Here is a 22,182-nt window from a genome sequence, read left to right on the forward strand (position 1 = left end):
CAAGGGGCAGCCCGCCACTCCCTTTTCCCCTTCCCCCGTTTGCACGGGCTCGCAAAGAAGCAAAAGGTAGCAGTCGAGCAAGAAAGCTCTCGATTATCGCCGATCTTGCATGGCAACGCAAGCCAGGGGCGCCGCTGGCGCCAGGACGGGGCGCGCGGGACGGTTCACCAGACTGACCATCACGTAGCTGATGATCATCAGCAGGAACCATGACCCCAATTTCGCGGGCGCGACCCAGTCCCATCCCTGCGACTGGTTCGGGTAGCGCCAGGCATGGGCGAAAGTGCCGATATTCTCGGCCAGCCAGATGAACAGCGCCACCAGCACGAAACCGAGCAGCAGCGGCATGCGCCGGTGCGCCCGCCAGATCCGGTAGTAGACCCAGGTGCGGCCGAACAGCACCGCCGCCAGCGCGAACAGGACGCCGCGCAGGTCGGCCATATAGTGATGGGTGAAGAAATTGGCGTAGATCAGCGCCGCCAGGGCCAGCGTGGCGCCCAGCGGCGGGTGCCGGGTGAAACGAAAGTCAAACAGCCGCCAGGCACGCGCCAGATAGCTGCCCACGGCCGCATACATGAATCCCGTGAACAGCGGCACGCCGCCCAGCCGCAGCACGCTGGCTTCCGGATAGATCCAGGAGCCGACGGCCGTCTTGAACAGTTCCATGAGGGTGCCCACCACGTGGAACATCAGGATCACCTTGGCCTCGGCCAGGGTCTCCATGCGCAACGCCAGCAACAATGCCTGAATGGCCAGTGCGGCCAGCGTCAGGAAGTCGTAGCGCGCCAGCGCGGCGTCGGCGGGATACCACCAGTGCGTGGCCAGCAGCAGCGCGCACATCAGACCGCCGAACAGGCAGGCCCAGGCCTGCTTGATGCCGAAGCGGAGGAACTCGTAGCAGGCGGTCGCCAGCCGCCCCCGTGCCGTGAACCGCTGCGCACACCGCGATTCCCAGCCTTCCAGCCGCGCGATCAGCGGCCAGTCGCGCGCGGCCGGCGCGGGCGCCATGGCGGCGCTCAGCCCTCGACGACGGCGTAGGCGGAGTGGTTGTGAATGGACTCGAAGTTCTCGGCCTCGACACGGTAGCGCGCCACGCCGGGATGGGACGCCAGCCGCGCGGCCACGTCGCGCACCAGGTCTTCGACGAACTTGGGATTGTCGTAGGCGCGTTCGGTGACGAATTTCTCGTCGGGCCGCTTGAGCAGGCCCCACAGTTCGCACGAGCCCTCATCCTCGACGAGCCGGATGATGCGGTCCATGGACACCTCGCCATCCAGCACGGCCGACACGGTGACGTGCGAGCGCTGGTTGTGCGCGCCGTACTCCGAAATGGCCTTGGAACACGGGCACAGGCTGGTGACAGGCACTTGCACGACCAGCTCGAACTCGACCTGGTCGCCCGCGGCCCGGGCAATCCACTGCACTTCGTAATCGAGCAGGCTCTGCACGCCCGACACGGGCGCCGACTTGTTGATGAAATACGGGAAAGCCGCCGTGATGTCGCCGCGCTCGGCGTGCAGCAGCGGCAGCATGTCGCGCGCCATGGCCGCGAACAGCGCCGGCGTCATGGGCGTGCTGCGGTACTTCTCGAGCAGCGCCACGAAGCGCGACATATGGGTGCCCTTCTCTTCGGCCGGCAGCGCCACGGTCAGCGTCCAGCTGGCCACGGTGGGCTGCGCGGCACCGTCGGCGCCCGCCACCAGCATCGGGTGCCGCACGCCGCGGATGCCCACGCGCTGAATCGGGATGTGCCGCGTGTCGGCCGAGCTCTGGACGTCGGGCATCACGATGGCGGGATCGATCGGAGAATTCATAGGAAATTACCTGTCAGGGCGGAAAGGAATGAGAATCGCTGTGCCCTGAAATATGTTAGCGGAGCCATTATTACCGAAAAGGCGGGCCGGGAGGGTGGAAAACCCTCCTACTAGTAGGTTGGGAGCCACACTCCGTCCCCACCGCGGTCAGCCGGCTTCGGCGCCGCCGCCCGCTGGCGAGTCAAAACGGGTCCGGATCGAGCGTTCGATGCCCGCTGCATCCAGCCCCACCCCGGCCAGCAAGGCGGCCTGGTCGCCGTGGTCGATGAACTGGTCGGGCAAGCCCAACTGCAGCACGGGCACCCCGACGCCCTCCTGGTGCAGCACTTCGGTGACGGCGCTACCGGCGCCGCCCATGATGGCGGCCTCTTCGACGGTAACCAGGGCCTCGTGGCGCGCCGCCAGCTCGAGAATCAGCGCGCGGTCGATCGGCTTGACGAAGCGCATGTCGGCCACGGTGGCATCCAGCGCCTCGGCCGCCGCCAGCGCGGGCTGCAGCAGCGTGCCGAACGCCAGGATGGCGATGCGCCGGCCCTCGCGCCGCACCACGCCCTTGCCCAGCGGCACGGTGTCGAGGCCGGGCGAGACGGCGGCGCCGCAGCCGGCGCCGCGCGGATAGCGCACCGACGCCGGGCCGGGATGGGCGTAACAGGTCGACAGCAACAGGCGCGCCTCGTTCTCGTCCGAAGGCGTGGCCACGACCATGTTCGGAATGCAGCGCAGATAGGCGATATCGTAGTTGCCGGCATGGGTGGCGCCATCCGCCCCGACCAGGCCGGCGCGGTCGAGCGCGAACGTGACGTCCAGGTTCTGCAACGCGACGTCGTGGATCAGCTGGTCGTAGCCGCGCTGCAGGAATGTCGAATAGATGGCGACCACCGGCTTCTGCGCTTCGCAGGCCAGGCCGGCGGCGAACGTCACGGCGTGCTGTTCGGCGATGCCCACGTCGAAATAGCGGCGCGGAAAGCGCTGTTCGAATTCGACCAGCCCGCTGCCCTCGCGCATGGCCGGGGTGATGCCCACCAGCCGTTCGTCATGCTCGGCCATGTCGCACAGCCACTGGCCGAATACTTGCGTGAACGTCTTGCGCGCCGACGGCTTGCCCTGCTGGATGCCGACGGCCGGATCAAACTTGCCGGGGCCGTGGTACAGCACCGGATCGGCTTCGGCCAGCTTGTAGCCCTGTCCCTTGCGCGTGACCACATGCAGGAACTGCAAGCCCTGCAGCGCCTTGAGGTTCTGCAGCGTCGGAATCAGGGCATCCAGGTCGTGGCCGTCGATGGGCCCGACGTAGTTGAAGCCGAACTCCTCGAACAGCGTGGCGGGCGTGACCATGCCCTTGGCATGTTCCTCGAAGCGGCGCGCCAGCTCCAGCACCGGCGGCACATGCTGCAGCATCGCGCGCCCGACGTTCTTGGCCGCGGCATAGAAGCGGCCCGACATCAGGCGCGCCAGGTAGCGATTGAGCGCCCCCACCGGCGGCGAGATCGACATGTCGTTGTCGTTCAGCACCACCAGCAGATTGATGTCGGGCGTGACGCCGGCGTTGTTCATGGCCTCGAAGGCCATGCCCGCGGACATCGCGCCGTCGCCGATGACGGCGATGTGCTGGCGCTGCACGCCGGCGTTGCGCGACGCCACCGCCATGCCGAGCGCCGCCGAGATGGACGTCGACGAGTGCGCCGTCCCGAAGGCGTCGTACTCGGATTCGCTGCGTTTCGGAAAGCCCGAGATGCCGCCCTCCTGGCGCAGGCGCGCCATGCCTTCGCGGCGTCCGGTCAGTATCTTGTGCGGATACGACTGGTGGCCGACATCCCAGACGATGCGGTCGTGCGGCGTGTCGAACACGCGATGCAGGGCCAGGGTCAGCTCGATGGTACCCAGGTTGGAAGACAAGTGCCCGCCGGTCCGGGATACCGATTCCAGCACGAAGCCGCGCAGTTCTTCCGCCAGCGTCTTGAGTTCGCGGCGATCCAGCTTGCGCAGGTCGGCCGGAGTGTGAATACGGTCCAGTAATTCTGTCGTCATGCTCGATATCAGCGATCTCTGAGTACGATGTAGTCTGCCAGGCGGGCCAGCATGGCGCCGGAGTCTCCCAACGGCGCCAGCGCCCCGTGCGCCGCGGCGCGCAGCTCTTCGGCCAGCGCGCGGGCGCCGTCCAGGCCCAGCAGCGAGACATAGGTGGGCTTGTTGCCGGCGGCGTCCTTGCCGGGCGTCTTGCCCAGGCTGGCGGAATCCGCGGTCACGTCGAGAATGTCGTCGACCACCTGGAACGCCAGGCCGATGGCCTGGGCGTAGTCGTCCAGCGCCTGCCGCGTGCTGGAGCTCGCACCCGACACGATGCCGCCCAGCGCGACACTGCAGGCCAGCATGGCGCCGGTCTTCATGGTGTGCATGGTCTGCAGTTCGTCGCGCGACAAGGCGCGGCCCACGCTGTGCAGATCGATGGCCTGCCCGCCCGCCATGCCCTGGCTGCCGGCCGCGCGGGCCAGGGCCTGCGTGGCCTGCACCACCAGCGCCGGCGCGATGGGCATGTCGGCCAGCAGCTCGAAGGCCAATGGCTGCAGGGCATCCCCGGCCAGCATGGCGGTGGCCTCGTCGAACTGCACGTGGGTGGTGGGACGGCCGCGCCGCAGCGTATCGTCGTCCATGCACGGCAGGTCGTCGTGCACCAGCGAATAGGCATGGATCAGTTCGACCGCGGCGGCCGCGCGGTCCATCGAGGCCTGGATGGCCACGGCGCTGCCGTTGACCGGGCATGCCTGGCCGGCGGCATAGACCAGCGCGGCGCGGACCCGCTTGCCGCCGCCCAGCACGGCGTAGCGCATGGCCTCGTGCAGGCGCGCCGGCAGCGCATCGGCGGCCGGCAGGAATTCGTCCAGGACGGCTTCGATATGCTGCGCGCGGCCCTGCAACCAGTCCGCGAACGCAAGGTGATGTTGCTTCATCCGATTATTCGTCGTCGAGCGCGCGCGGATCCAGCGGGCGCAGCAGGCCATCTTCCAGGATCTTGACCTGCTGCTCGGCCTGCGCGAGGCGCTCCTGGCAGACACGCGTAAGCTCGACGCCGCGGCGATAGGCGGCCAGCGATTGCTCGAGCGGCAGCGAGCCGTCCTCCATGGCCGCGACCAGCGTCTCGAGTTCGGCCAAGGCCGTTTCGAAATCCTGGGGCAAGGGGCGGTCGTCGTGCTGCGGATCGGTTTGCGGGGAAGTGGCCAAACGTGGCTCCGGGCGCGGGGTGAGTTGAGTCGATCCGTGAATTGTACGAGATGCCGGCGCCGCGGCACGACGGACGCAATACCGGTCAGCGCGCGCCGCCCGACAACAGGCCAGCGGCCGCGCGCAGGGCCGGGGCCACGCGCGCGCGCAATTCGGCCTCGGGCAACAGCGAGGCCGGCCCGCCGCAGCTCATCACGAACAGCCCTTCGCCGGTCGCCGCCTGGAACGGCACGGCCACCGCGTTGATGTCGGGACGCCACTCGCCGATGGCAAAGCAGCAGCCCGTCTCGCGCAGATCGGCGCAAGCTTGCTCGACCGCGGCGGCGCCTGGCGCGGCCTGCGGCAGGCGCGCCAGCAACGCGGCCCGCTGCGAGCCGGGCAGCGCCGCCAGGTAGGCCCGCCCCATCGCGCTGTCCAGGCTGGCGCGGTAACCGACCGGCAGGCGCAGGTACAGCTCGGACGAGCCATGCAGGGCTTCGATGTAGACCATCGCGTCGCCATCGAACGCGCCCAGCGCCACGGCCCCGCCGGTGTCGCGCGCCAGTTGCGCCATCGAGGCCCGCGCCAGCTCGCGCACCTCGAGCCCCGCCAGCAGGCTGAAGCCGAGCGCCAGCACGCCATAGCCGGGCGAATACTTGCCGGTGTCGGCGTGGTAGCGCAGATAGCCGAGGCCGGTCAGCGTATGGGTAATGCGGCTGATGGTGGGCTTGGGCAGGCCGGTCAGGTTGGCCAGGTCCTGATTGCCCAGCGTGGCGGCGCCGGGACCGAAGCAGCGCAGCACCTCCAGCCCGCGCGCCAGCGCGGTGATGAAGCCCGGCCCGCCGCTGTCGGCGCCGCGGCGCCGGCGGGCCGGGCCACTGCGGGCGACCGGCTGCGACGCCGGGGATCGAGGAGAAACCGGGGGTTGCATCGTGTGCGCTTCGTTTTTATAGTTGATTTCGATTAACAAAATTAAATTCCATACTACGGAATTTACAACACGCCCACCATCTTCACAACGCCCAGGGGAAATCATGTTCAAACGCGTATCCACCTTCGCCGCCGCCGTGGCGCTCACCGCCTGCGCCGGCCTGGCCCAGGCCGCCTATCCGGAACGGCCCATCACCATCATCTCGCCCTTTCCTGCCGGCGGTGCCACCGATGTACTGACCCGCATCCTGGCCGAGCGCATGGGCAAGGCGCTGGACCAGACGCTCATTGTCGAGAACAAGGCCGGCGCCGGCACCACCATCGGCGCAGCGTATGTGGCGCGCGCCCAGCCGGACGGCTACACCATTCTGATGGCCACCAATTCCACGCTGGTCACCAACCGGTTCCTGTACAAATCGCTGCCGTACGATCCGGACGCCTACGCGCCGATCGGCATGGTGGGCATCGGACCGCTGGTACTGCTCTCCAACGACAAGCATGGCTTCAAGAGCACCGCCGACGTGGTCAAGCAGGCAAAACAACAGCCTGGCACGCTGACCTTCGCCACGTTCGGGCCGGGCACCTCGTCCCACCTGGCCGGCGAGCTGTTCAAGAAAGAGGCCGGCGTGGACTTGCTGCATGTGCCCTTCAAGGGCGCCACCATGGCCCTGCCCGCCCTGATCAATGGCGACGTCGACATATTCTTCGACATGGTGGCCACCGGCATGCCACAGGTGGAAGCCGGCAAGCTCAAGGTGTTCGGCATCACCAGCAAGAAGCGGCTGTCGACGCTGCCCGATCTGCCCACCCTGGCCGAACAAGGCTACCCGGCGTTCGACCTGACCGCCTGGTTCAGCTTCGTTGCGCCCCGCGGCACGCCGCCCGAAGTGCTGGCGACCCTGCAACAGGCGCTGGCCACCACGCTGCAGGACCAGCAGGTGCGCGACAAACTGCTGGCCATGGGCATTGAGCCGCGCAGCGGCACGGCCCAGGAATTGACCGAGCAGATCCGCACCGAGCAGCCAGTGATCGAGCAACTGGTCGAACAGGCCGGGCTGGAGCGCCAATAACGGTCCGGCTTTGCAACAAAATGCCCCCGCAGCGCGGGGGCGACGGCGCATGTTTGCGTTTGCATGCCGGACCTAACGGTTCGAAACACGCCGCCATTGAGGCGCTGATAAGGTAAGGGTATACCCGCATCGCGAGCCTGCGCCGCGGGCTCCCGAAACTTGCCACATCCGCCTCATGCCTCATTCCCAGGAACGTCTCGACCGACTCGACGCCGCCCGTTGGCTGGCGGCGCTGGCCGTCGTGCTGTTGCACAGCGCGGCCCAATCTGTGTCGGATGCGGGTGCCTACGGCAGCAGCGACTGGCTGGCCGCCAATCTCTACGATTCGGCCGTGCGCTGGTGCGTGCCGGTTTTCGTCATGGTCAGCGGCGCCCTGCTGCTCGACCATGACCGCCCCACGGACGCGCGCCACTTCTATCTGCGGCGTGCCACCCGCATCTGCGCGCCGCTGGTGTTCTGGACGCTGTTCTACCTGGCCTGGCGCACCGGGCTCGACTGGTGGGACGACGGCCGGCTCGACCTGTCGTTCTGGCCCCGCAAGGTGGCCGAGGGAGCCCCCTACTATCACCTGTGGTACTTGTACATGATCGTGGGGCTGTACCTGTTCGCCCCGCTGGTGCGCGCCTTGTACGAGCGCAGCCAGCCGGCGGCGCGGCGCCTGTGGGTGGTCGGCATACTGGGCATCGCGATCCTCGATGCGCTGTACCGCCAGGCGCTGGGGGCCGGCCAGGGCTTCTTCCTGACGTGGTTCCTGCCATACCTGGGCTATTTCGTGGCGGGCCGCATGATCTACACGGGCGAACTCCGCATGCCGCGCCCAGGGCTGGTGCTGATGCTGAGCGTGCTGGCCACCGCCTGGGGCGTATCGGCGCTGTCCGACACCGGCCGGCTCAACCTCTATTTCTACGATTATTTCAGCGTCACGGTGCCGTTCATGTCGCTGGCCGCGTTCCAGTGGATCATGAACACGCCGCGCGTGCCGCCGCTGTCGACCCTGGCGCCGCTGACATTCGGCGTCTATCTGATCCACCCGCTGTTCCTGGATCTGGCCGACCGCGCCGGCGCCAAGGCCGGCCCGGGCGCGGCATGGAGCGTGCCAGTGATGGCGGCGGCGGTGTTCGGGCTGTCGGCCGCCAGCAGCTGGCTGCTGCGCCGGCATCCTCTCACGCGCCGGCTGGTATAGGTCGCGCGACGCATGGGGTGCCCCGATGCGAGGGATGGGGTACAATTCACTGTTTGATCGGCCAGACCGATTTTTCTTCGCGCCAGAACGGAACCCTGCCGTCCTGGCTTTTTTATCCGAGCGGAGGGAATCATGACCGACATTGGTCGGATGGCGCACCTGGCGCCAGCTCGCACCCAGCTACCCGTCAGCGCCTATTTTGACGAAGCCCGCTTCGCGCGCGAGCAAGAACTCATCTTCAAGCAATCCTCTTTGTACGTCGGCCACCAGAAGCTGGTGCCCGAGGTCGGCGATTGGCGCACCCTGCCCCAGGAAGACGGCGGGCGCGTGCTCGTGCGCAACCCCCAGGGCGTCGAGCTCATCTCCAACGTCTGCCGCCACCGCCAGGCCCTCATGCTCGGCGGTCACGCCGGCAACGTCGCCAGCCCCGCCCACGGACACGGCAACCTCAAGGACTCCGGCGGCAACATCGTCTGCCCCCTGCACCGCTGGACCTACAACAACCGCGGCGAACTGCTCGGCGCGCCACAGTTCGACAGCACCCCCTGCATGAACCTGCAGCGCTTTCGCCTGCGCGATTGCCACGGCCTGCTCTTCGAGGGCCCGCGCGACCCCGCCGCCGATCTCGCCCCCCTGTTCGCCCGCCCCGAGTTCGACTTCGGCGACTACGTCCTCGACCACGTCGAGGTCCACCACTGCAACTACAACTGGAAGACCTTCATCGAGGTCTACCTCGAGGACTACCACGTCGGCCCCTTCCACCCGGGCCTGGGCCGCTTCGTCACCTGCGACGACCTCACCTGGGAATTCGCCGACTGGTACAGCCTGCAGCGCGTCGGCGTGCACAAGGCCCTCGCGCAGCCCGGCTCCGACGTCTACAAACAGTGGCACGACCGCGTGCTCGACTATCGCGCCGGCGACGCCCCCGACTTCGGCGCCGTGTGGGTCACCTACTTCCCCACCCACATGATCGAGCTCTACCCCCACGTCCTGGTGCTCTCCACCCTCTACCCCAAGAGCCCCCAGGAAACCCTCAACGTGGTCGAGTTCTACTACCCCGAGGAAATCGTCGCCTTCGAGCGCGACTTCGTCCAGGCACAGCGCGCCGCCTACATGGAGACCGCCGTCGAGGACGACGAGATCGCCGAGCGCATGGATGCCGGCCGCAAGGCCCTCATGGCCCGCGGCGTCAACCAGGCCGGCCCTTACCAGTCGCCCATGGAAGACGGCATGCAGCACTTCCACGAATGGTATCGGCGCATCATGCAGGAACCGGCCTGAACGACGACCCCGCCAGGGCCACGCAGGGCGGACCTTCGGGTCCGCCCTGTGTTTTTGGCGCCCCGCCGCGAGCCGCCGTCATCAAATCGTCAAATGCCGGCGGTCTACTGGTCCCCCTGCCCCGTCGCGGCCCGGCTCGCGCGGCGCAGCACCGGGGAGGGGAACACCCCGAGAGGCATCGCCATGGCTTTTACCCTGCAAGATATCGAACGCCTGTTCCTGGAGCGCGGGCACCGCGCCTATGACGGCGAACCCGTCACCCAACTGCAGCACGCGCTGCAGACCGCGGCCCTGGCCGAGGAAGCGGGCGCCACGCCACAACTGATCACGGCCTGCCTGCTGCACGACCTGGGCCACCTCATCGCCGACCACCCCGCCACGCCCACGCTGCGCGGCCTGGACGACAAGCACCAGTATTTCGTGCTGCCGTTCCTGCGTGGGCTGTTCGGCGCCGCCGTGCTCGATCCGATCCGGCTGCACGTCGAAGCCAAGCGCTACCTGTGTTTCGTGGAGCCGGAATACGAGACCATGCTGTCGGCCGATTCGCGCCGCAGCCTGGCGCTGCAAGGCGGCAGTTTCGACGCCGGGCAGGCGGTCGATTTCGCCAGCATGCCGGGCGCCCCCGACGCCATCCGGCTGAGACGCTGGGATGACATGGCCAAGTCGCCGGACCGGCTCACCGAGCCGCTGGACTACTACCTGGACATCGCCGAGCGCGTATCGGGCCGCGCCCGCCTCGCCGCCGTCTGGTAGCGCGCCGGCTCAAGCGCCGGTCGCCACCGGACGGGCCGGGTCGCTGCACCACTCGCTCCACGACCCCGGATACAGGCGCGAGCCGCTCAACCCGGCGATCTCCATCGCCAACAGGTTGTGGCACGCGGTAATGCCCGAGCCGCACTGGTGCACCACGGTCTGCGGATCGCGCTCGCCCAGCAGCGCGGTGAACTCGGCGCGCAACTCGGCCGGCGACTTGAACTGGCCATCGGGCCGCAAGTTCTCGCCATTCGGGCGGTTCAGCGCGCCCGGGATGTGTCCGGCCACCGGATCCATCGGCTCGACCTCGCCCCGGTAGCGGCTGGCCGCGCGCGCGTCCAGCACGGTGAAAGCCGGCCGCGACAGGTTGGCCAGCACGGCCTCGGCGTCCACCGTTTCGACCAGCGGAACTCCCGCCGCCGCCTGGCCGGCCGGCACGGCCGGCGGCGCATCGGCGCTGACCGGCAAGCCGGCCGCCGTCCAGGCCTGCCAGCCGCCGTCCAGCACGGCGACGCGCTCGTGCCCCAGCCAGCGCAGCATCCACCACAGATGCGCGGCGAACATGCCGCCGCTGGCGTCATAAGCCACCACCAGCGTCCGGGGGCCGACCCCGTGCGCCGCCATCAGCGCGGCCAGGTCGGCGCGCGCGGGCAGCGGATGGCGGCCATTCTTGCCGGTGCGCGCGGCAGCCAGTTCGGTTTCGTGGTCCAGGTAGCGCGCGCCGGGAATATGCCCTTGTTCGTAGGCCCGCCGACCGGCCGCGTGGTCCGCCAGGTCGTGGCGCACATCGAAAATGCGCAGGTCCGGCCCCTGCAGCCGGGCGGCCAGGTCGGAAGCGGAAATCAGCGTCGTCGTCATGCGAGGGCTCCTTGCGGAAACGATTGGGAAAGCCGGCGCCCGGCCGGCGGGGTGTCAGGCGCCGGCGGGCGAGCGCATGGTGCGCCAGACCGACAGCAGCCCGGCCGCGATGATCAGGCCGATGCCCGCCCAGGCCAGGCCGTCGAGGTGGTCGCCCCACAGGCCCATGCCCAACAGGGCGGCAAATATGATCGTGGTGTACTGCAAGGCGGCCGTCAACAGGGCAGACCCGGCGCCGAACGCCCGGGTCATGGCCAACTGGCCGAACAGGCCCGCCACCCCCACCCCGCCCAGCGCGGCATAGCCCAGCAGGTCGGCATAGCCCCACCCTTCCAGGGCGAACCCGGCCAGGCTGCTCAGGCACACGCCCAGGGAAAAGAACAGCACGGTGCGCCATTCGGGCTCGCCGATGCGGCCGAGCTGGCGAATCTGCATCATCGCCACCGCCGACATGGACCCGGCGCCCAGCCCGAACAGGGCCGCCAGCCATTGATCGTCATTGATGCTGGGCCGCAGCACGGCGATGACGCCGCCGAAACCGAGCGCCACCGCCGCGATCCGCACCGGGTCGCGCTGCGCGCCGCCCCAGCCGAGCATCCAGCAGGCAATGAACAGCGGCGCGGTGTAGTTCAGGCTGGTGGCGGTGGCCAGCGGCAGGTGCGACAGGGCGAAGAAGCCCAGCCACATGGAAGTCACCCCGGCCACGTTGCGCCACAGGTGCAGGCGCCAGCTGGTGGGGACGATGGACTGGCGCGCGGCGCGGGCCCAGACCAGCAACAGGATCACCGAGGGGAACCCCCGGAATAGCACGATCTGGGGCAGCGAAGCGCCGTGCTCGGTGGCCAGCTTCACGAACGACCCCATTACGGCGAACATGGCGGACGCCAGCAACATCCAAAGAGCCTGCATGGGGCGGAGAGATGAAAAAAGAGAGAGGAAATAGGGGAAAGCGATACTATACTCCGGGTCCGGAAAGCCTACCGTCCCCGGCGGGGAACCGCCTCGCCGCGTGCCGGTCGAAACAGACGCTCATCGCTCGCAGAGGAACACAACAAGCATGAAACGCATCTTTCTGTTCATCGTCACCAACCTGGCCGTCGTGGTGGTGCTGTCGGCTACGCTGCGCATCCTGGGGGTGGACCGCTACATCACGGCGCAAGGCATCAATATCCAGGCTCTGCTGATCATGTCCGCCGTCATTGGCTTCACCGGCGCCATCATCTCGCTGCTGATCAGCAAGCCCATGGCCAAATGGAGCACCGGCGCCCAGGTCATCGATCCCAACGCGCCGCGCGGCCAGCGCGAGGCCTGGCTGGTCGACACGGTGCACCAGTTGGCCGATCGCGCCGGCATCGGCCGCCCCGAGGTCGCCATCTACGAGGGCGCTCCCAACGCCTTCGCCACCGGCGCGTTCAAGAACAACTCGCTGGTCGCCGTCTCGACCGGCCTGCTCGACAACATGACCGAAGAGGAAGTCGCCGCCGTGCTGGGCCACGAGGTCGCCCACATCGCCAACGGCGACATGATCACCCTGACCCTCATCCAGGGCGTGGTCAATACGTTCGTGGTGTTCCTGGCGCGCCTGGTGGGCTATTTCATCGATCGCGCGGTCTTCAAGAACGAGCGCGGCGTGGGCATCGGCTACTACGTCACCGTGCTCGTCTGTGAAATCATCTTCGGCATCCTGGCCTCGATCATCGTGGCCTGGTTCTCGCGTCAGCGCGAATACCGCGCCGACGCCGGCTCGGCCCAACTGATGGGGTCGCGCGAACCCATGATGCGCGCGCTGGCGCGCCTGGGCGGCATCGAGGCGGGCGAGCTGCCCAAGTCGTTCGAGGCCTCCGGCATCGCCGGCAAGGGCGGGCTGGCGGCCATCTTCGCCTCGCACCCGCCGATCCCGGCGCGCATCGCCGCCCTGCAGCACATGCGCGTGGCCTGACGGTCGCCCGGGGCGGCCGGCCCGGCCGCCCCGCCCCGCCTCAGTCCAGGGTCAGCACCGTGGCGCCCGTGGTCTTGCGGGCGGCCAGCGCGGTCTGGGCCTGGCCGGCCTCTTCCAGCGGGTAGCGCTGGTCGATGCGCACCTTGATCTTCTTCTTCAGCACCAGGTCGAACAATTCGCTGGCCGCCGCGTTGAGCTTCTCCGGCGTATTCACGTGCAGGCCCAGCGACGGGCGGGTGACGTACAGGCACCCCTTCTGGTTGAGCGTGGCCAGGTTCACGCCGGATACCGGCCCGGACGCATTGCCGAAGCTCACCATCAGGCCGCGCGGCTCGATGCAGTCGAGCGAGGTTTCCCAGGTGTCCTTGCCCACGCCGTCATAGACCACCGGCACTTTCTTGCCGTCGGTCAGTTCGAGCACGCGCTCGACCACGTTCTCGCGCGAGTAGTCGATGGTCTGCCAGGCGCCGTTGGCCCGCGCCAGCGCGGCCTTCTCGGGGCTGGACACGGTGCCGATCAGCTTGACCCCCAGCGCCTTGGCCCACTGGCACGCGATCAGGCCCACGCCTCCGGCGGCCGCGTGGAACAGGATGGTCTCGTTGCCCTGCAGGCGGTAGGTCTGGCGGAACAGGTACTGCACGGTCAGGCCCTTGAGCATCAGCGCCGCGGCCTCGTCGAAAGCCACGCCCTTGGGCAGCTTGACCACCTGCGCCGCCGGCACGTTGCGCGCCTGCGCGTAGGCGCCGATGGGGCTCTGTCCGTAGGCCACGCGGTCGCCCTTCTTCAGGTGCTTCACGTCGGCGCCGACCGCCTCGACCACGCCGGCGGCCTCGAATCCCAGGCCATGCGGCAGCGGATGGGGGTACAGCCCGGTCCGGTAGTAGATATCGATGAAGTTCAGCCCGGCCACATGCTGGCGGATGGTCACTTCGTTGGCCGCCGGCGGCGGCACCTCGACCTCGACCACTTTGAGAACTTCGGGACCACCGTGCTGCTCGATGCGTACTGCCTTGACGAGATTGCTGGCCATGCCGGCCTCCTTTTTGTGTGTTGAATACCCAGACTGACTGAGCGGCTCGACGCCGCAAGAACTGTTTGCCATCCTGCCCTCAACTGCCGCCGGCGGCCGGGCGGCCCATCAGGACGAACACGCCGCACAGCACCAGCGCCGTGCCGGCGAGCTGCCAGACCGTGATGGGCTCGTCCAGCAGCCAGGCCGCCAGGAACAGCACCGACACCGGCCCCACCATGCCCAGCAGCGACGCGGTGGGCGCGCCGATCAGGGCCACCGCCCACATCAGCATGAATACCGGCACCACGGTATTGAGCGTGGCATGCAGGAACGAATAACCATAGACGCCGGCCGGCTGCACCAGCATCGATGGCGGATGGACGATAAAGAACTGGATGACACAGGCCACGCACGAGACCAGCATCGCATAGGCCACCAGCCGCGTAGCGCCAACCCGCTTGACCAATTCGCCGGAACAGATCAGGTACACAGCATAGCTGAGCGCCGAGCCGAAAATGAACAAGGCCCCGAGCGGCACATGGGAACCGGCGCCCTGCGCCAGGTCCTGGGCGAACACCAGGATGACGCCCAGGTATGACGCCACCATTGCCACCCACTGGCGCAGCGTCACCGGGCGCTTCAGCCACCAGGCCGACAGCAACACCACCATCGAGGGAGACAGGAACAGGATGAGCCGCTCCAGGCTGGCGGAGACATAGCGCAGCCCGAGGAAATCCAGGAAGCTCGAGAAGTAGTAGCCCAGCAGGCCCAGCAGGCACAGTTGCACCCGCTCGCGCGCAGCCAGCACGGGCAATTCGCCGCGCGCGGCGCGGCGCGCCTCGCGCCAGGCCACCAGCGCGAAGAACGGCATGGCGAACAGCATGCGAAAGGCAATCAGGGTGACGGCGTCGATGCCATACTCGTAAGTGAGCTTCACCACGATGGCCTTGGCGGCGAAGAGCACGGCGCCCAGCGTCGCCAGGAAGAAGCCGAGTGCGCGTGTAGAGACGAAATCGAAGGGGCGGGACTCGGCGGCGCGATTCATGCGATGATTTTATATTTTCCGGCGCCGGCCGGTTTGCCGCGCATCCCGCCTTCCATCTGCTTCCCGCATGACCCGCCAACGCGCCCTAGCCTATATCCACATTGCCGCCGTACTGTTCGGCCTGACCGGCGTTTTCGGCGAGCTGATCCAGGCCGGCGCGGCCGTGATCACCCTGGGGCGCGCCGCCTTCGCGGTCGTCGCCCTGGCGGGGTTTGCCCGCCTGCAGCGCCGCCCCCTGTTCCGCGCGCTCACCCCGGCCCAGTTGTTCGTGCTGGTCATCGCGGGCTGCCTGCTGGCCGCCCACTGGGTCACTTTCTTCATCTCGGTCAAGACGGGCGGCATCGCCATTGCCACGCTCGGCTTCGCCAGCTTCCCGGCATTCATCACCCTGCTCGAAGGCCTGCTGTTCCGCGAGCGCGTGCGGGCCGCGGAATGGCTGTTGCTGGGCCTGGTGACCGCCGGCCTGGTGCTGGTCACGCCGTCGTTCGACTTCGCCGACCAGGGCACCATCGGCCTGGCCTGGGGCATTCTCTCGGGCCTTTCCTTCGCCTTGCTGGCACTGACCAACCGGCGCTCGGCGGTCGGCCTGGATGCCATGCAGGTCGCCTGCGGCCAGAATATCGTCGTGGTGCTCGCCCTGCTGCCCTTCGCCGCCGGCCAGTTGCCCCTGCTGCCCGCGCTGGACTGGCTGTGGCTGGCGCTGCTGGGCATTTTCTGCACCGGCCTGTCGCATTTCTTGTTCGTTTCCAGCCTCACCCGCCTGAATGCGCGCAGCGCCGGGCTGGTCATCGCGCTCGAACCGGTCTACGCCATCGGCTTCGCCTGGCTGCTGTTCGCCCAGCAACCCACCTTGCGCATGATGCTCGGCGCCGCGCTCATCGTCGCCGCCATCGTCTGGTCCGGGCTGCGCAAGGCGGCGCACTAGGCGCGCCCAAATGCCTTGACAATATCTGCCTAGGCAATAAAATGGCGGACATGAATCCCCCCCGCTCTCCCGCCGCGCCCGATACGCCGGTCCATTACCGCGGCAATTTCCGCTGCATGACGGACGAGAACGTCGGCTTCGTCATCAAGCAGGTGTACAACTCGCTCAACCGCATGCTCGACCTGGAAATGGCGCCGCTCGACCTCACCGCCATGCAGTGGCGCCCCATCGCCATGGTGGCGCGCGGCAGCGCCGACACCCCCGCCGAACTGGCGCGCCTGCACGGCGTCGATACCGGCGCCATGACGCGCACGCTCGACCGCCTGGAAGCCAAGGGCCTGCTGCGCCGCGTGCGCAGCCAGGAGGATCGCCGCGTGGTCAAGATCGAGCTCACCGAGCTCGGCCAGGAAAAAGCCAGGGCGATCCCGGCCAATATCGCGCGGGTGCTGAATCACCACCTGCGCGGCTTCTCCGCCGACGAGCTGGCCCAGCTCAAGCACCTGCTCGGCCGCATGCTCGCCAACGGCTCGGCCGGCGGCGCGCCGGATTCCTGAGCGCCGCGGCGCACGCCCGTACGACCCTGCGCCCTGTCGGGGAATTCCCGGTCCTTGCCCGTCATTGCGCCATAATAACTGCCTAGTCAAATACAGTTTGATCAATCATTTTAAGCAAATCGTCAGGATGAAACTCGCAATCCCCGTGATCCTCCTGCTGGCCCTGGCGGGCTGCGCATCGATGGACCCCGCCTCCGAGCCCGTGGCCCAGCTCGACGCGGCCCGGCTCGGGCTGCACGGCCAGTCGGTCACCTGGCCCGATACCCAGTGGTGGCGCCGCTACGGCGATCCGCAACTGGACGCGCTGATGGATGAGGCGCTGGCCGCCAACCCCTCCATGACAGCGGCACAGGCCCGGCTGGCCCAGGCCAACGCGGCGGTGCGCGGCGCCCGCGCGCCCCTGTTCCCCCGCGTCGACGCCAATTACGACCTCACCCGCCAGCACCTGCCCGAGAAGTACATCTACCAGCCGCCCATGGCCGGCGGCGTCAGCTCCGACAACCGGCTGGCGCTCGATTTCAGTTATGAACTGGACTTCTGGGGCAAGAACCGGGCGCGCCTGAAGGCCGCGGTATCGCAGCAGGCGGCCGCCGAAGCCGAGACCCAGGCTGCCCGCAACGTGCTGGCCCGGGCGGTCGCCCGCAGCTATCTGAATCTGCAGAACGCCTTTGCCCAGCGCGAGGTGCTGCAGCGGATCCTGGAGCAGCGCGCCGATGTCCTGAAGCTCACGCGCGGCCGCCAGAGCGCCGGCCTGGATACGCAGGTCGAAGTCAAGCAGGCCGAATCGTCGCTGGCGGCGGCCAAGGTGGAGCTGACCCAGACCGAGACGACCATCGCGCAACTGCGCAACCAGGTCGCGGCCCTCGCCGGCGCGGGTCCCGAGCGCGGCCAGAAATTGCAGCCGGTCGCCTTGACGGCGCCGGCCGGCGTGCTGCCCGACTCGGTGCCGCTCGACCTGCTCGGTCACCGTGCCGACGTCACGGCGGCGCGCTGGCGCGCCGAAGCCGCCCGGCACGAGATCGAGGCGGCCCGCGCGGCGTTCTATCCGAACGTGAACCTGGTGGCCTTCGCCGGCTTCCAGGCCATCGGCACGGGCAACCTGCTGGAGGCGGGCAGCCGCACGCTGGGCATCGGCCCGGCGATCACGCTGCCGATCTTCCACGGCGGCGAACTCAACGCCAACCTGGCCGGCCGGCAGGCTGACGCCGATCTGGCCGTGTCCGACTACAACCAGAGCGTCCTGGACGCCGTGCGCCAGACCGCCGATGCGCTCGACGCGCTGCGCCTGCTCGATCGCGAGCAGGTCCAGCAGCACGAAGCGCGCGCGGCGATCGACGCCGCCTACGACCTGGCAGTGCAGCGCTATCGCGCCGGCATGGGCAACTACCTGACCGTACTGGTCGCGCAGACCGGCGTACTGACCCAGGCGCGGCTGGACACGGACCTGCGCTTCCGCGCCTACCAGCTCGACGCCGACCTGGCTTATGCCCTGGGCGGCGGCTATGCCCCGCCCGCCCCGGCCCAGGCCCCCTCTTCTTCACATTGACCGACCCGGATCCCGAAGTCATGACCGCAACTCCCGTAGCCAATCCCGCACGCAAACGCATGCTGCTGATCGCCGCCGGCGTCTTCATCGCGCTGGCGGTCTTGTATGCCATCTGGTGGGCGCTGTTCGGTTCCCGCGTGGAAAGCACCGACGACGCTTACGTACACGGCAACCTGGTGCAGATCACCCCGCAGGTGCCCGGCACCGTCATCGCCATCGAAGCCGGCGACACCGAACACGTCAAGGCCGGCCAGCCGCTGGTCCGGCTCGATCCGGCCGACGCCGAAGTGGCGCTGCAGCAGGCCGAGGCCCAGCTGGCCCAGACGGTGCACCAGGTGCGTACGCTGTACGCCCAGAACGACTCCCTGGCGGCCGACGTCGAGGTACGCCAGGCCGACATCGAGCGCGCCCAGGCCGACCTGAGCCGCGCGCAAACCGACTTGCAGCGCCGCCAGGCCCTGTCCAAGTCGGGCGGCGTCAGCGGCGAGGAGCTCACCCACGCCCGCACCGCCCTGAAATCGGCCCAATCCGGCCTCGCGCAGGCCAAGGCGGCGCTGGCCGCCGCCCAGGCGCGGCTGGCAACCAACCAGGCGCTCACCGAAGGCACCACGGTAGCCGACCATCCCGACGTACGGCAGGCGGCCGCCAGGCTGCGCGATGCGTGGCTGGCGCATTCGCGCACCGTGCTGCCGGCGCCGGTCGATGGCCTGATCGCCCGCCGCAGCGTGCAGGTGGGGCAGCGCGTGGCGCCGGGCGCCACGCTGATGAACGTCGTCCCGCTCGACCAGGTCTGGGTCGAGGCCAACTTCAAGGAAGGCCAGTTGCGGCGCATGCATCCTGGCCAGACCGCCACGCTGACGGCCGACATGTACGGCAGCTCGGTCACCTACCACGGCACGGTGGTTGGGCTGGACGCCGGCACCGGCAGCGCCTTTGCGCTCCTGCCGGCGCAGAACGCCACCGGCAACTGGATCAAGGTGGTGCAGCGCGTGCCGGTGCGCATCGAACTCGATCCCGAGGAACTGAAGGCGCATCCGCTGCGCGTCGGCCTGTCGATGGAAGTCGAGGTCGACGTCAGCCAGGACGGCGACCAGCTTGCGCCGCTGCCGCAGCGCCATGAGCCGGCCTGGTCCACCAAGGCGTTCAGCGATACCCAGGCCGAGGCCGACGCGCTGATCGCCAAGATCATCCGGGCCAACCTGGCATCATGAGCACCGCCGCCCGTTCCCAGGCCGCCGGCGGCGCCCCGCCGCCGCTCGAGGGCGCGACCCGCATCATCGGCTCGATCGCGCTGTCGACCGCGGTGTTCATGAATGTGCTGGACACCTCGATCGCCAACGTCTCCATCCCCACCATTTCGGGCGACCTGGGCGTCAGCACCAGCCAGGGGACCTGGGTCATCACCTCGTTCGCGGTCGCCAATGCCATCACCGTGCCGCTGACGGGCTGGCTGACGCAGCGCTTCGGCCAGGTGCGGCTGTTCCTGGCCTCCACGCTGCTATTCGTGCTGGCCTCCTGGCTGTGCGGGTTCTCGCCGTCGCTGGAGGCCCTGATCGCATTCCGCGTGCTGCAGGGCGCCGTGGCCGGGCCGATGATCCCGCTGTCGCAGGCCCTGATGCTGGCCAGCTTTCCCAAATCCAAGGCAGGCATGGCGCTGGCGGTATGGTCCATGACCACCCTGGTCGCGCCCGTGGCCGGGCCGCTGCTGGGCGGGTGGATCTCCGACAACTACACCTGGCCGTGGATCTTCTACATCAACGTGCCGGTGGGCCTGCTGGCCGCCTGGATCAGCTGGCGCGTCTACCGCGATCGCGAATCCGCCACCCACAAGCTCCCCATCGACAAGCTCGGCCTGGTACTGCTGGTGGTCTGGGTAGGCTCCCTGCAGATCATGCTGGACAAAGGCAAGGAACTGGACTGGTTCGCCAGCCCCGTCATCCTGGCCCTGGCCATCGTGGCGTTCGTGGCGTTCGTGTTCTTCCTGATCTGGGAGCTGACCGACGCGCATCCGGTGGTGGACCTGCGCCTGTTCAAGCAGCGCAACTTCACGGTCGGCGCGCTGACGCTGGCGGTAGCCTACGGCGTATTCTTCGGCAACGTCGTGCTGCTGCCGCTATGGCTGCAGAGCAACATGGGCTACACCGCTACCTATGCGGGCCTGGTGACTGCCCCGGTAGGCCTGCTGGCGATCCTGCTCACGCCCATCGTCGGCAAGATGCTGGCCACGCGCGACCCGCGCCTGCTGGTCACCGTGGCGTTCCTGATCTTCGCGGTAGTGTGCTTCATGCGGGCGGATTTCAACCCGCAGGTCGACATGCGCACGCTGATGATCCCCACCATCGTGCAAGGCGCAGCCATGGCGGCCTTCTTCGTGCCGCTGACCTCGATCACCCTGTCCGGCCTCGAGCCGTGGCGCATCCCGGCCGCATCGGGCCTGTCGAACTTTCTGCGCCTGACCGCCGGCGCATTCGGCACGTCGATCGCCACCACCGTATGGGAGAACCGCGCGTCGCAACATCACGCCCGCCTGACCGAGATCGCGGCGCCCGGCCACCAGCCGTTCGACCAGGCCATCGCCACGCTGCAGAACAGCCTGGGCATATCGCACCAGGAAGCCATCACGCGGCTGGACGGCATGATCAATACCCAGGCCTTCACCATGTCGGCGCTGGACGTCTTCTATGCGTCCGGGGTGATCTTCATCCTGCTTACCGGCCTGGTCTGGTTCGCCCATGGCCGCGACAAGGCCGCGAGCGGCGGTGGCGGCGCCGCCGAGGCGGCGGCCGGCGCGCATTGACCCGTCGCCAGGCGCCGCCAACAGTCGGCCCGGACGTGGATTGCGATGTCGCAGGCGTGGCTGCGATGGTGCAGGTGTCAGACACCCTCCGGGTGTCTGACACCTTGTTAGTGACACCTTGTTAGCGCAAGTAGACAGTCAGCCCCGCGCCACGACTTCGGCGATGGCCTTGCCGACGTCCACCGTCGAGGCATTGCCCTTCATGTCGCGCGTGCGCGGCCCCTCGGCCAGCACTTTCTCGATGGCGCTCACCACGGCTTGCGAAGCTTCGGGGTAGCCGAGGAAATCCAGCATCAGCGCGCCGCTCCAGATCTGGCCGATCGGGTTGGCGATGCCCTGGCCGTAGATATCGGGCGCCGAACCGTGCACCGGTTCGAACAGCGACGGGAACTTGCGCTCCGGGTTCAGGTTGGCCGACGGCGCAATGCCGATGGTGCCGGAGCAGGCCGGCCCCAGGTCCGACAGGATGTCGCCGAACAGGTTGGACGCGACCACCACGTCGAACCAGTCGGGATGCTGCACGAAGTGGGCGCACAGAATATCGATGTGGTACTTGTCCCAGCGCACGTCGGGATAGCGGCTGGCCACGTCGGCCACGCGCTCGTCCCACCACGGCATCGAGATCGAGATACCGTTCGACTTGGTCGCCGCGGTCAGGTGCTTGCCGCGCTTCTGGGCCAGCTCGAAGGCGAACTTCAGCACCCGGTCGGCGCCCACCCGGGTGAACACGCTTTCCTGGATGACGACCTCGCGCTCGGTGCCCGCAAACAGCCGGCCGCCGCTATTGGAATACTCGCCTTCGGTGTTCTCGCGGACGATGAAGAAATCGATATCGCCCGGCTTGCGGTCCGCCAGCGGCGACGGCACGCCCGGCATCAGGCGCACCGGGCGCAGGTTGATGTACTGGTCGAAATCGCGGCGGAAGCGGAACAGCGAACCCCACAGGGCTTCGTGGTCCGGCACCGTGGCGGGCCAGCCGATGGCGCCGAAGAAAATCGCCTCGTGGCTGCCGATCTGCGTGGCCCAGTCGTCCGGCATCATCTTGCCGTGCTTGGCGTAGTAATCGCAACTCCAGTCGAAGTGATCCCATTGAAAGTCGATGCCGAAGCGCGTCGCCGCGGCGTCCAGCACGCGCAGGCCCTCGGGCACCACTTCCTTGCCGATGCCGTCGCCGGGGATCACGGCAATCTTATGCTTGTTTCCTGCCACCAGTATTCTCCAAATGAGGTCTGAACCGATTCAGCGCGGCACGGCGCGCCGGGAAGGCGATTCCCGGC

Annotated in this window: 21 protein-coding genes; 10 read left to right on the plus strand and 11 right to left on the minus strand. The window is 68.2% G+C overall.

Going from position 1 to position 22,182, the window contains the following annotated elements:
- Window positions 1-93: 93 nt before the first annotated feature.
- The 6 genes from CAL24_RS14020 to CAL24_RS14045 all read right to left on the minus strand — a co-directional run bounded on the left by CAL24_RS14020 (window position 94) and on the right by CAL24_RS14045 (window position 5,943).
- Window positions 94-1,008, minus strand: a complete 915-nt coding sequence (locus CAL24_RS14020) for a DUF817 domain-containing protein (RefSeq protein ID WP_094806990.1) — start codon at window positions 1,006-1,008, stop codon at window positions 94-96.
- Between the two features lie 8 nt (window positions 1,009-1,016).
- A complete protein-coding gene (gene folE2 / locus CAL24_RS14025) occupies window positions 1,017-1,814 on the minus strand; it encodes a GTP cyclohydrolase FolE2 (RefSeq protein WP_028355556.1) in 798 nt (265 codons plus the stop codon).
- A 147-nt stretch (window positions 1,815-1,961) separates the two neighbouring features.
- The gene (gene dxs, locus CAL24_RS14030; protein ID WP_028355555.1) at window positions 1,962-3,842 is read right to left on the minus strand and encodes a 1-deoxy-D-xylulose-5-phosphate synthase; all 1,881 of its coding nucleotides are present in this window, start codon (window positions 3,840-3,842) and stop codon (window positions 1,962-1,964) included.
- 8 nt (window positions 3,843-3,850) lie between these two features.
- Window positions 3,851-4,762: a polyprenyl synthetase family protein gene (locus CAL24_RS14035; RefSeq protein WP_094806991.1), complete on the minus strand. Its 912-nt coding sequence runs from the start codon at window positions 4,760-4,762 to the stop codon at window positions 3,851-3,853.
- A 4-nt stretch (window positions 4,763-4,766) separates the two neighbouring features.
- The gene (locus tag CAL24_RS14040; protein WP_028355553.1) at window positions 4,767-5,033 is read right to left on the minus strand and encodes an exodeoxyribonuclease VII small subunit; all 267 of its coding nucleotides are present in this window, start codon (window positions 5,031-5,033) and stop codon (window positions 4,767-4,769) included.
- A gap of 85 nt (window positions 5,034-5,118) precedes the next feature.
- Window positions 5,119-5,943, minus strand: coding sequence for an IclR family transcriptional regulator (locus CAL24_RS14045; RefSeq protein ID WP_038853891.1), 825 nt, complete (start codon window positions 5,941-5,943; stop codon window positions 5,119-5,121).
- Window positions 5,944-6,046: 103 nt separating this feature from the next.
- Between CAL24_RS14045 and CAL24_RS14050 the strand changes: the two genes are divergently transcribed.
- From CAL24_RS14050 to CAL24_RS14065, 4 genes are all read left to right on the plus strand, one after another.
- Window positions 6,047-7,012, plus strand: coding sequence for a Bug family tripartite tricarboxylate transporter substrate binding protein (locus CAL24_RS14050; protein WP_028355551.1), 966 nt, complete (start codon window positions 6,047-6,049; stop codon window positions 7,010-7,012).
- A gap of 175 nt (window positions 7,013-7,187) precedes the next feature.
- Complete coding sequence (locus CAL24_RS14055; RefSeq protein WP_028355550.1) at window positions 7,188-8,195, plus strand: acyltransferase; 1,008 nt, start codon at window positions 7,188-7,190, stop codon at window positions 8,193-8,195.
- A gap of 132 nt (window positions 8,196-8,327) precedes the next feature.
- Window positions 8,328-9,476 carry an aromatic ring-hydroxylating oxygenase subunit alpha gene (locus CAL24_RS14060; RefSeq protein WP_094806992.1) on the plus strand — a complete coding sequence of 383 codons (1,149 nt, stop codon included), beginning with the start codon at window positions 8,328-8,330 and terminating at the stop codon, window positions 9,474-9,476.
- A gap of 183 nt (window positions 9,477-9,659) precedes the next feature.
- Entirely contained in the window at window positions 9,660-10,229 is a 570-nt protein-coding gene (locus tag CAL24_RS14065; RefSeq protein WP_028355488.1) for a phosphonate degradation HD-domain oxygenase, read from the plus strand.
- Window positions 10,230-10,238: 9 nt separating this feature from the next.
- On the opposite strand, the gene CAL24_RS14070 is transcribed toward CAL24_RS14065, so the two are convergent.
- Window positions 10,239-11,087, minus strand: coding sequence for a sulfurtransferase (locus tag CAL24_RS14070; RefSeq protein ID WP_094806993.1), 849 nt, complete (start codon window positions 11,085-11,087; stop codon window positions 10,239-10,241).
- 54 nt (window positions 11,088-11,141) lie between these two features.
- On the minus strand, window positions 11,142-11,996 hold the full coding sequence (locus tag CAL24_RS14075) for a DMT family transporter (RefSeq protein ID WP_028355490.1): 855 nt from the start codon (window positions 11,994-11,996) through the stop codon (window positions 11,142-11,144).
- A 148-nt stretch (window positions 11,997-12,144) separates the two neighbouring features.
- Here CAL24_RS14075 and htpX point away from each other — a divergent pair, with 148 nt between their 5' ends.
- Window positions 12,145-13,026 (plus strand): protease HtpX, encoded by an 882-nt coding sequence (gene htpX / locus CAL24_RS14080; RefSeq protein WP_028355491.1) that lies wholly within the window; start codon window positions 12,145-12,147, stop codon window positions 13,024-13,026.
- 40 nt (window positions 13,027-13,066) lie between these two features.
- On the opposite strand, the gene CAL24_RS14085 is transcribed toward htpX, so the two are convergent.
- Window positions 13,067-14,056 (minus strand): quinone oxidoreductase family protein, encoded by a 990-nt coding sequence (locus CAL24_RS14085; RefSeq protein ID WP_028355492.1) that lies wholly within the window; start codon window positions 14,054-14,056, stop codon window positions 13,067-13,069.
- Window positions 14,057-14,135: 79 nt separating this feature from the next.
- On the minus strand, window positions 14,136-15,083 hold the full coding sequence (locus CAL24_RS14090) for a DMT family transporter (RefSeq protein WP_094806994.1): 948 nt from the start codon (window positions 15,081-15,083) through the stop codon (window positions 14,136-14,138).
- A 67-nt stretch (window positions 15,084-15,150) separates the two neighbouring features.
- Between CAL24_RS14090 and CAL24_RS14095 the strand changes: the two genes are divergently transcribed.
- The 5 genes from CAL24_RS14095 to CAL24_RS14115 all read left to right on the plus strand — a co-directional run bounded on the left by CAL24_RS14095 (window position 15,151) and on the right by CAL24_RS14115 (window position 20,905).
- Complete coding sequence (locus tag CAL24_RS14095; protein WP_094806995.1) at window positions 15,151-16,008, plus strand: DMT family transporter; 858 nt, start codon at window positions 15,151-15,153, stop codon at window positions 16,006-16,008.
- Window positions 16,009-16,058: 50 nt separating this feature from the next.
- The gene (locus tag CAL24_RS14100; protein ID WP_028355495.1) at window positions 16,059-16,562 is read left to right on the plus strand and encodes a MarR family winged helix-turn-helix transcriptional regulator; all 504 of its coding nucleotides are present in this window, start codon (window positions 16,059-16,061) and stop codon (window positions 16,560-16,562) included.
- 118 nt (window positions 16,563-16,680) lie between these two features.
- Entirely contained in the window at window positions 16,681-18,108 is a 1,428-nt protein-coding gene (locus CAL24_RS14105) for an efflux transporter outer membrane subunit (protein ID WP_432759296.1), read from the plus strand.
- Between the two features lie 20 nt (window positions 18,109-18,128).
- Window positions 18,129-19,319 carry an HlyD family efflux transporter periplasmic adaptor subunit gene (locus tag CAL24_RS14110; RefSeq protein WP_094806997.1) on the plus strand — a complete coding sequence of 397 codons (1,191 nt, stop codon included), beginning with the start codon at window positions 18,129-18,131 and terminating at the stop codon, window positions 19,317-19,319.
- Window positions 19,316-20,905, plus strand: coding sequence for a DHA2 family efflux MFS transporter permease subunit (locus tag CAL24_RS14115; protein WP_028355498.1), 1,590 nt, complete (start codon window positions 19,316-19,318; stop codon window positions 20,903-20,905). Before CAL24_RS14110 ends, CAL24_RS14115 begins: the two co-directional genes overlap by 4 nt.
- 138 nt (window positions 20,906-21,043) lie before the next feature.
- On the opposite strand, the gene CAL24_RS14120 is transcribed toward CAL24_RS14115, so the two are convergent.
- Window positions 21,044-22,114 (minus strand): tartrate dehydrogenase, encoded by a 1,071-nt coding sequence (locus CAL24_RS14120; RefSeq protein WP_094806998.1) that lies wholly within the window; start codon window positions 22,112-22,114, stop codon window positions 21,044-21,046.
- Window positions 22,115-22,182 lie beyond the last annotated feature (68 nt).

The sequence above is a fragment of the Bordetella genomosp. 2 genome, from assembly GCF_002261345.1.
Classification (GTDB): Bacteria; Pseudomonadota; Gammaproteobacteria; order Burkholderiales; family Burkholderiaceae_B; genus Bordetella_A.

Bases quoted from the DNA above. Each gene is read 5' to 3' on its own strand.
- CAL24_RS14095 (WP_094806995.1), top strand. From the start codon at position 15,151: ATGACCCGCCAACGCGCCCTAGCCTATATCCACATTGCCGCCGTACTG.
- CAL24_RS14060 (WP_094806992.1), top strand. From the start codon at position 8,328: ATGACCGACATTGGTCGGATGGCGCACCTGGCGCCAGCTCGCACCCAG.
- CAL24_RS14115 (WP_028355498.1), top strand. From the start codon at position 19,316: ATGAGCACCGCCGCCCGTTCCCAGGCCGCCGGCGGCGCCCCGCCGCCG.
- CAL24_RS14050 (WP_028355551.1), top strand. From the start codon at position 6,047: ATGTTCAAACGCGTATCCACCTTCGCCGCCGCCGTGGCGCTCACCGCC.
- CAL24_RS14065 (WP_028355488.1), top strand. From the start codon at position 9,660: ATGGCTTTTACCCTGCAAGATATCGAACGCCTGTTCCTGGAGCGCGGG.
- CAL24_RS14045 (WP_038853891.1), bottom strand. From the start codon at position 5,943: ATGCAACCCCCGGTTTCTCCTCGATCCCCGGCGTCGCAGCCGGTCGCC.
- dxs (WP_028355555.1), bottom strand. From the start codon at position 3,842: ATGACGACAGAATTACTGGACCGTATTCACACTCCGGCCGACCTGCGC.
- folE2 (WP_028355556.1), bottom strand. From the start codon at position 1,814: ATGAATTCTCCGATCGATCCCGCCATCGTGATGCCCGACGTCCAGAGC.
- CAL24_RS14100 (WP_028355495.1), top strand. From the start codon at position 16,059: ATGAATCCCCCCCGCTCTCCCGCCGCGCCCGATACGCCGGTCCATTAC.
- CAL24_RS14020 (WP_094806990.1), bottom strand. From the start codon at position 1,008: ATGGCGCCCGCGCCGGCCGCGCGCGACTGGCCGCTGATCGCGCGGCTG.
- htpX (WP_028355491.1), top strand. From the start codon at position 12,145: ATGAAACGCATCTTTCTGTTCATCGTCACCAACCTGGCCGTCGTGGTG.
- CAL24_RS14070 (WP_094806993.1), bottom strand. From the start codon at position 11,087: ATGACGACGACGCTGATTTCCGCTTCCGACCTGGCCGCCCGGCTGCAG.
- CAL24_RS14035 (WP_094806991.1), bottom strand. From the start codon at position 4,762: ATGAAGCAACATCACCTTGCGTTCGCGGACTGGTTGCAGGGCCGCGCG.
- CAL24_RS14085 (WP_028355492.1), bottom strand. From the start codon at position 14,056: ATGGCCAGCAATCTCGTCAAGGCAGTACGCATCGAGCAGCACGGTGGT.
- CAL24_RS14110 (WP_094806997.1), top strand. From the start codon at position 18,129: ATGACCGCAACTCCCGTAGCCAATCCCGCACGCAAACGCATGCTGCTG.
- CAL24_RS14055 (WP_028355550.1), top strand. From the start codon at position 7,188: ATGCCTCATTCCCAGGAACGTCTCGACCGACTCGACGCCGCCCGTTGG.
- CAL24_RS14090 (WP_094806994.1), bottom strand. From the start codon at position 15,083: ATGAATCGCGCCGCCGAGTCCCGCCCCTTCGATTTCGTCTCTACACGC.
- CAL24_RS14075 (WP_028355490.1), bottom strand. From the start codon at position 11,996: ATGCAGGCTCTTTGGATGTTGCTGGCGTCCGCCATGTTCGCCGTAATG.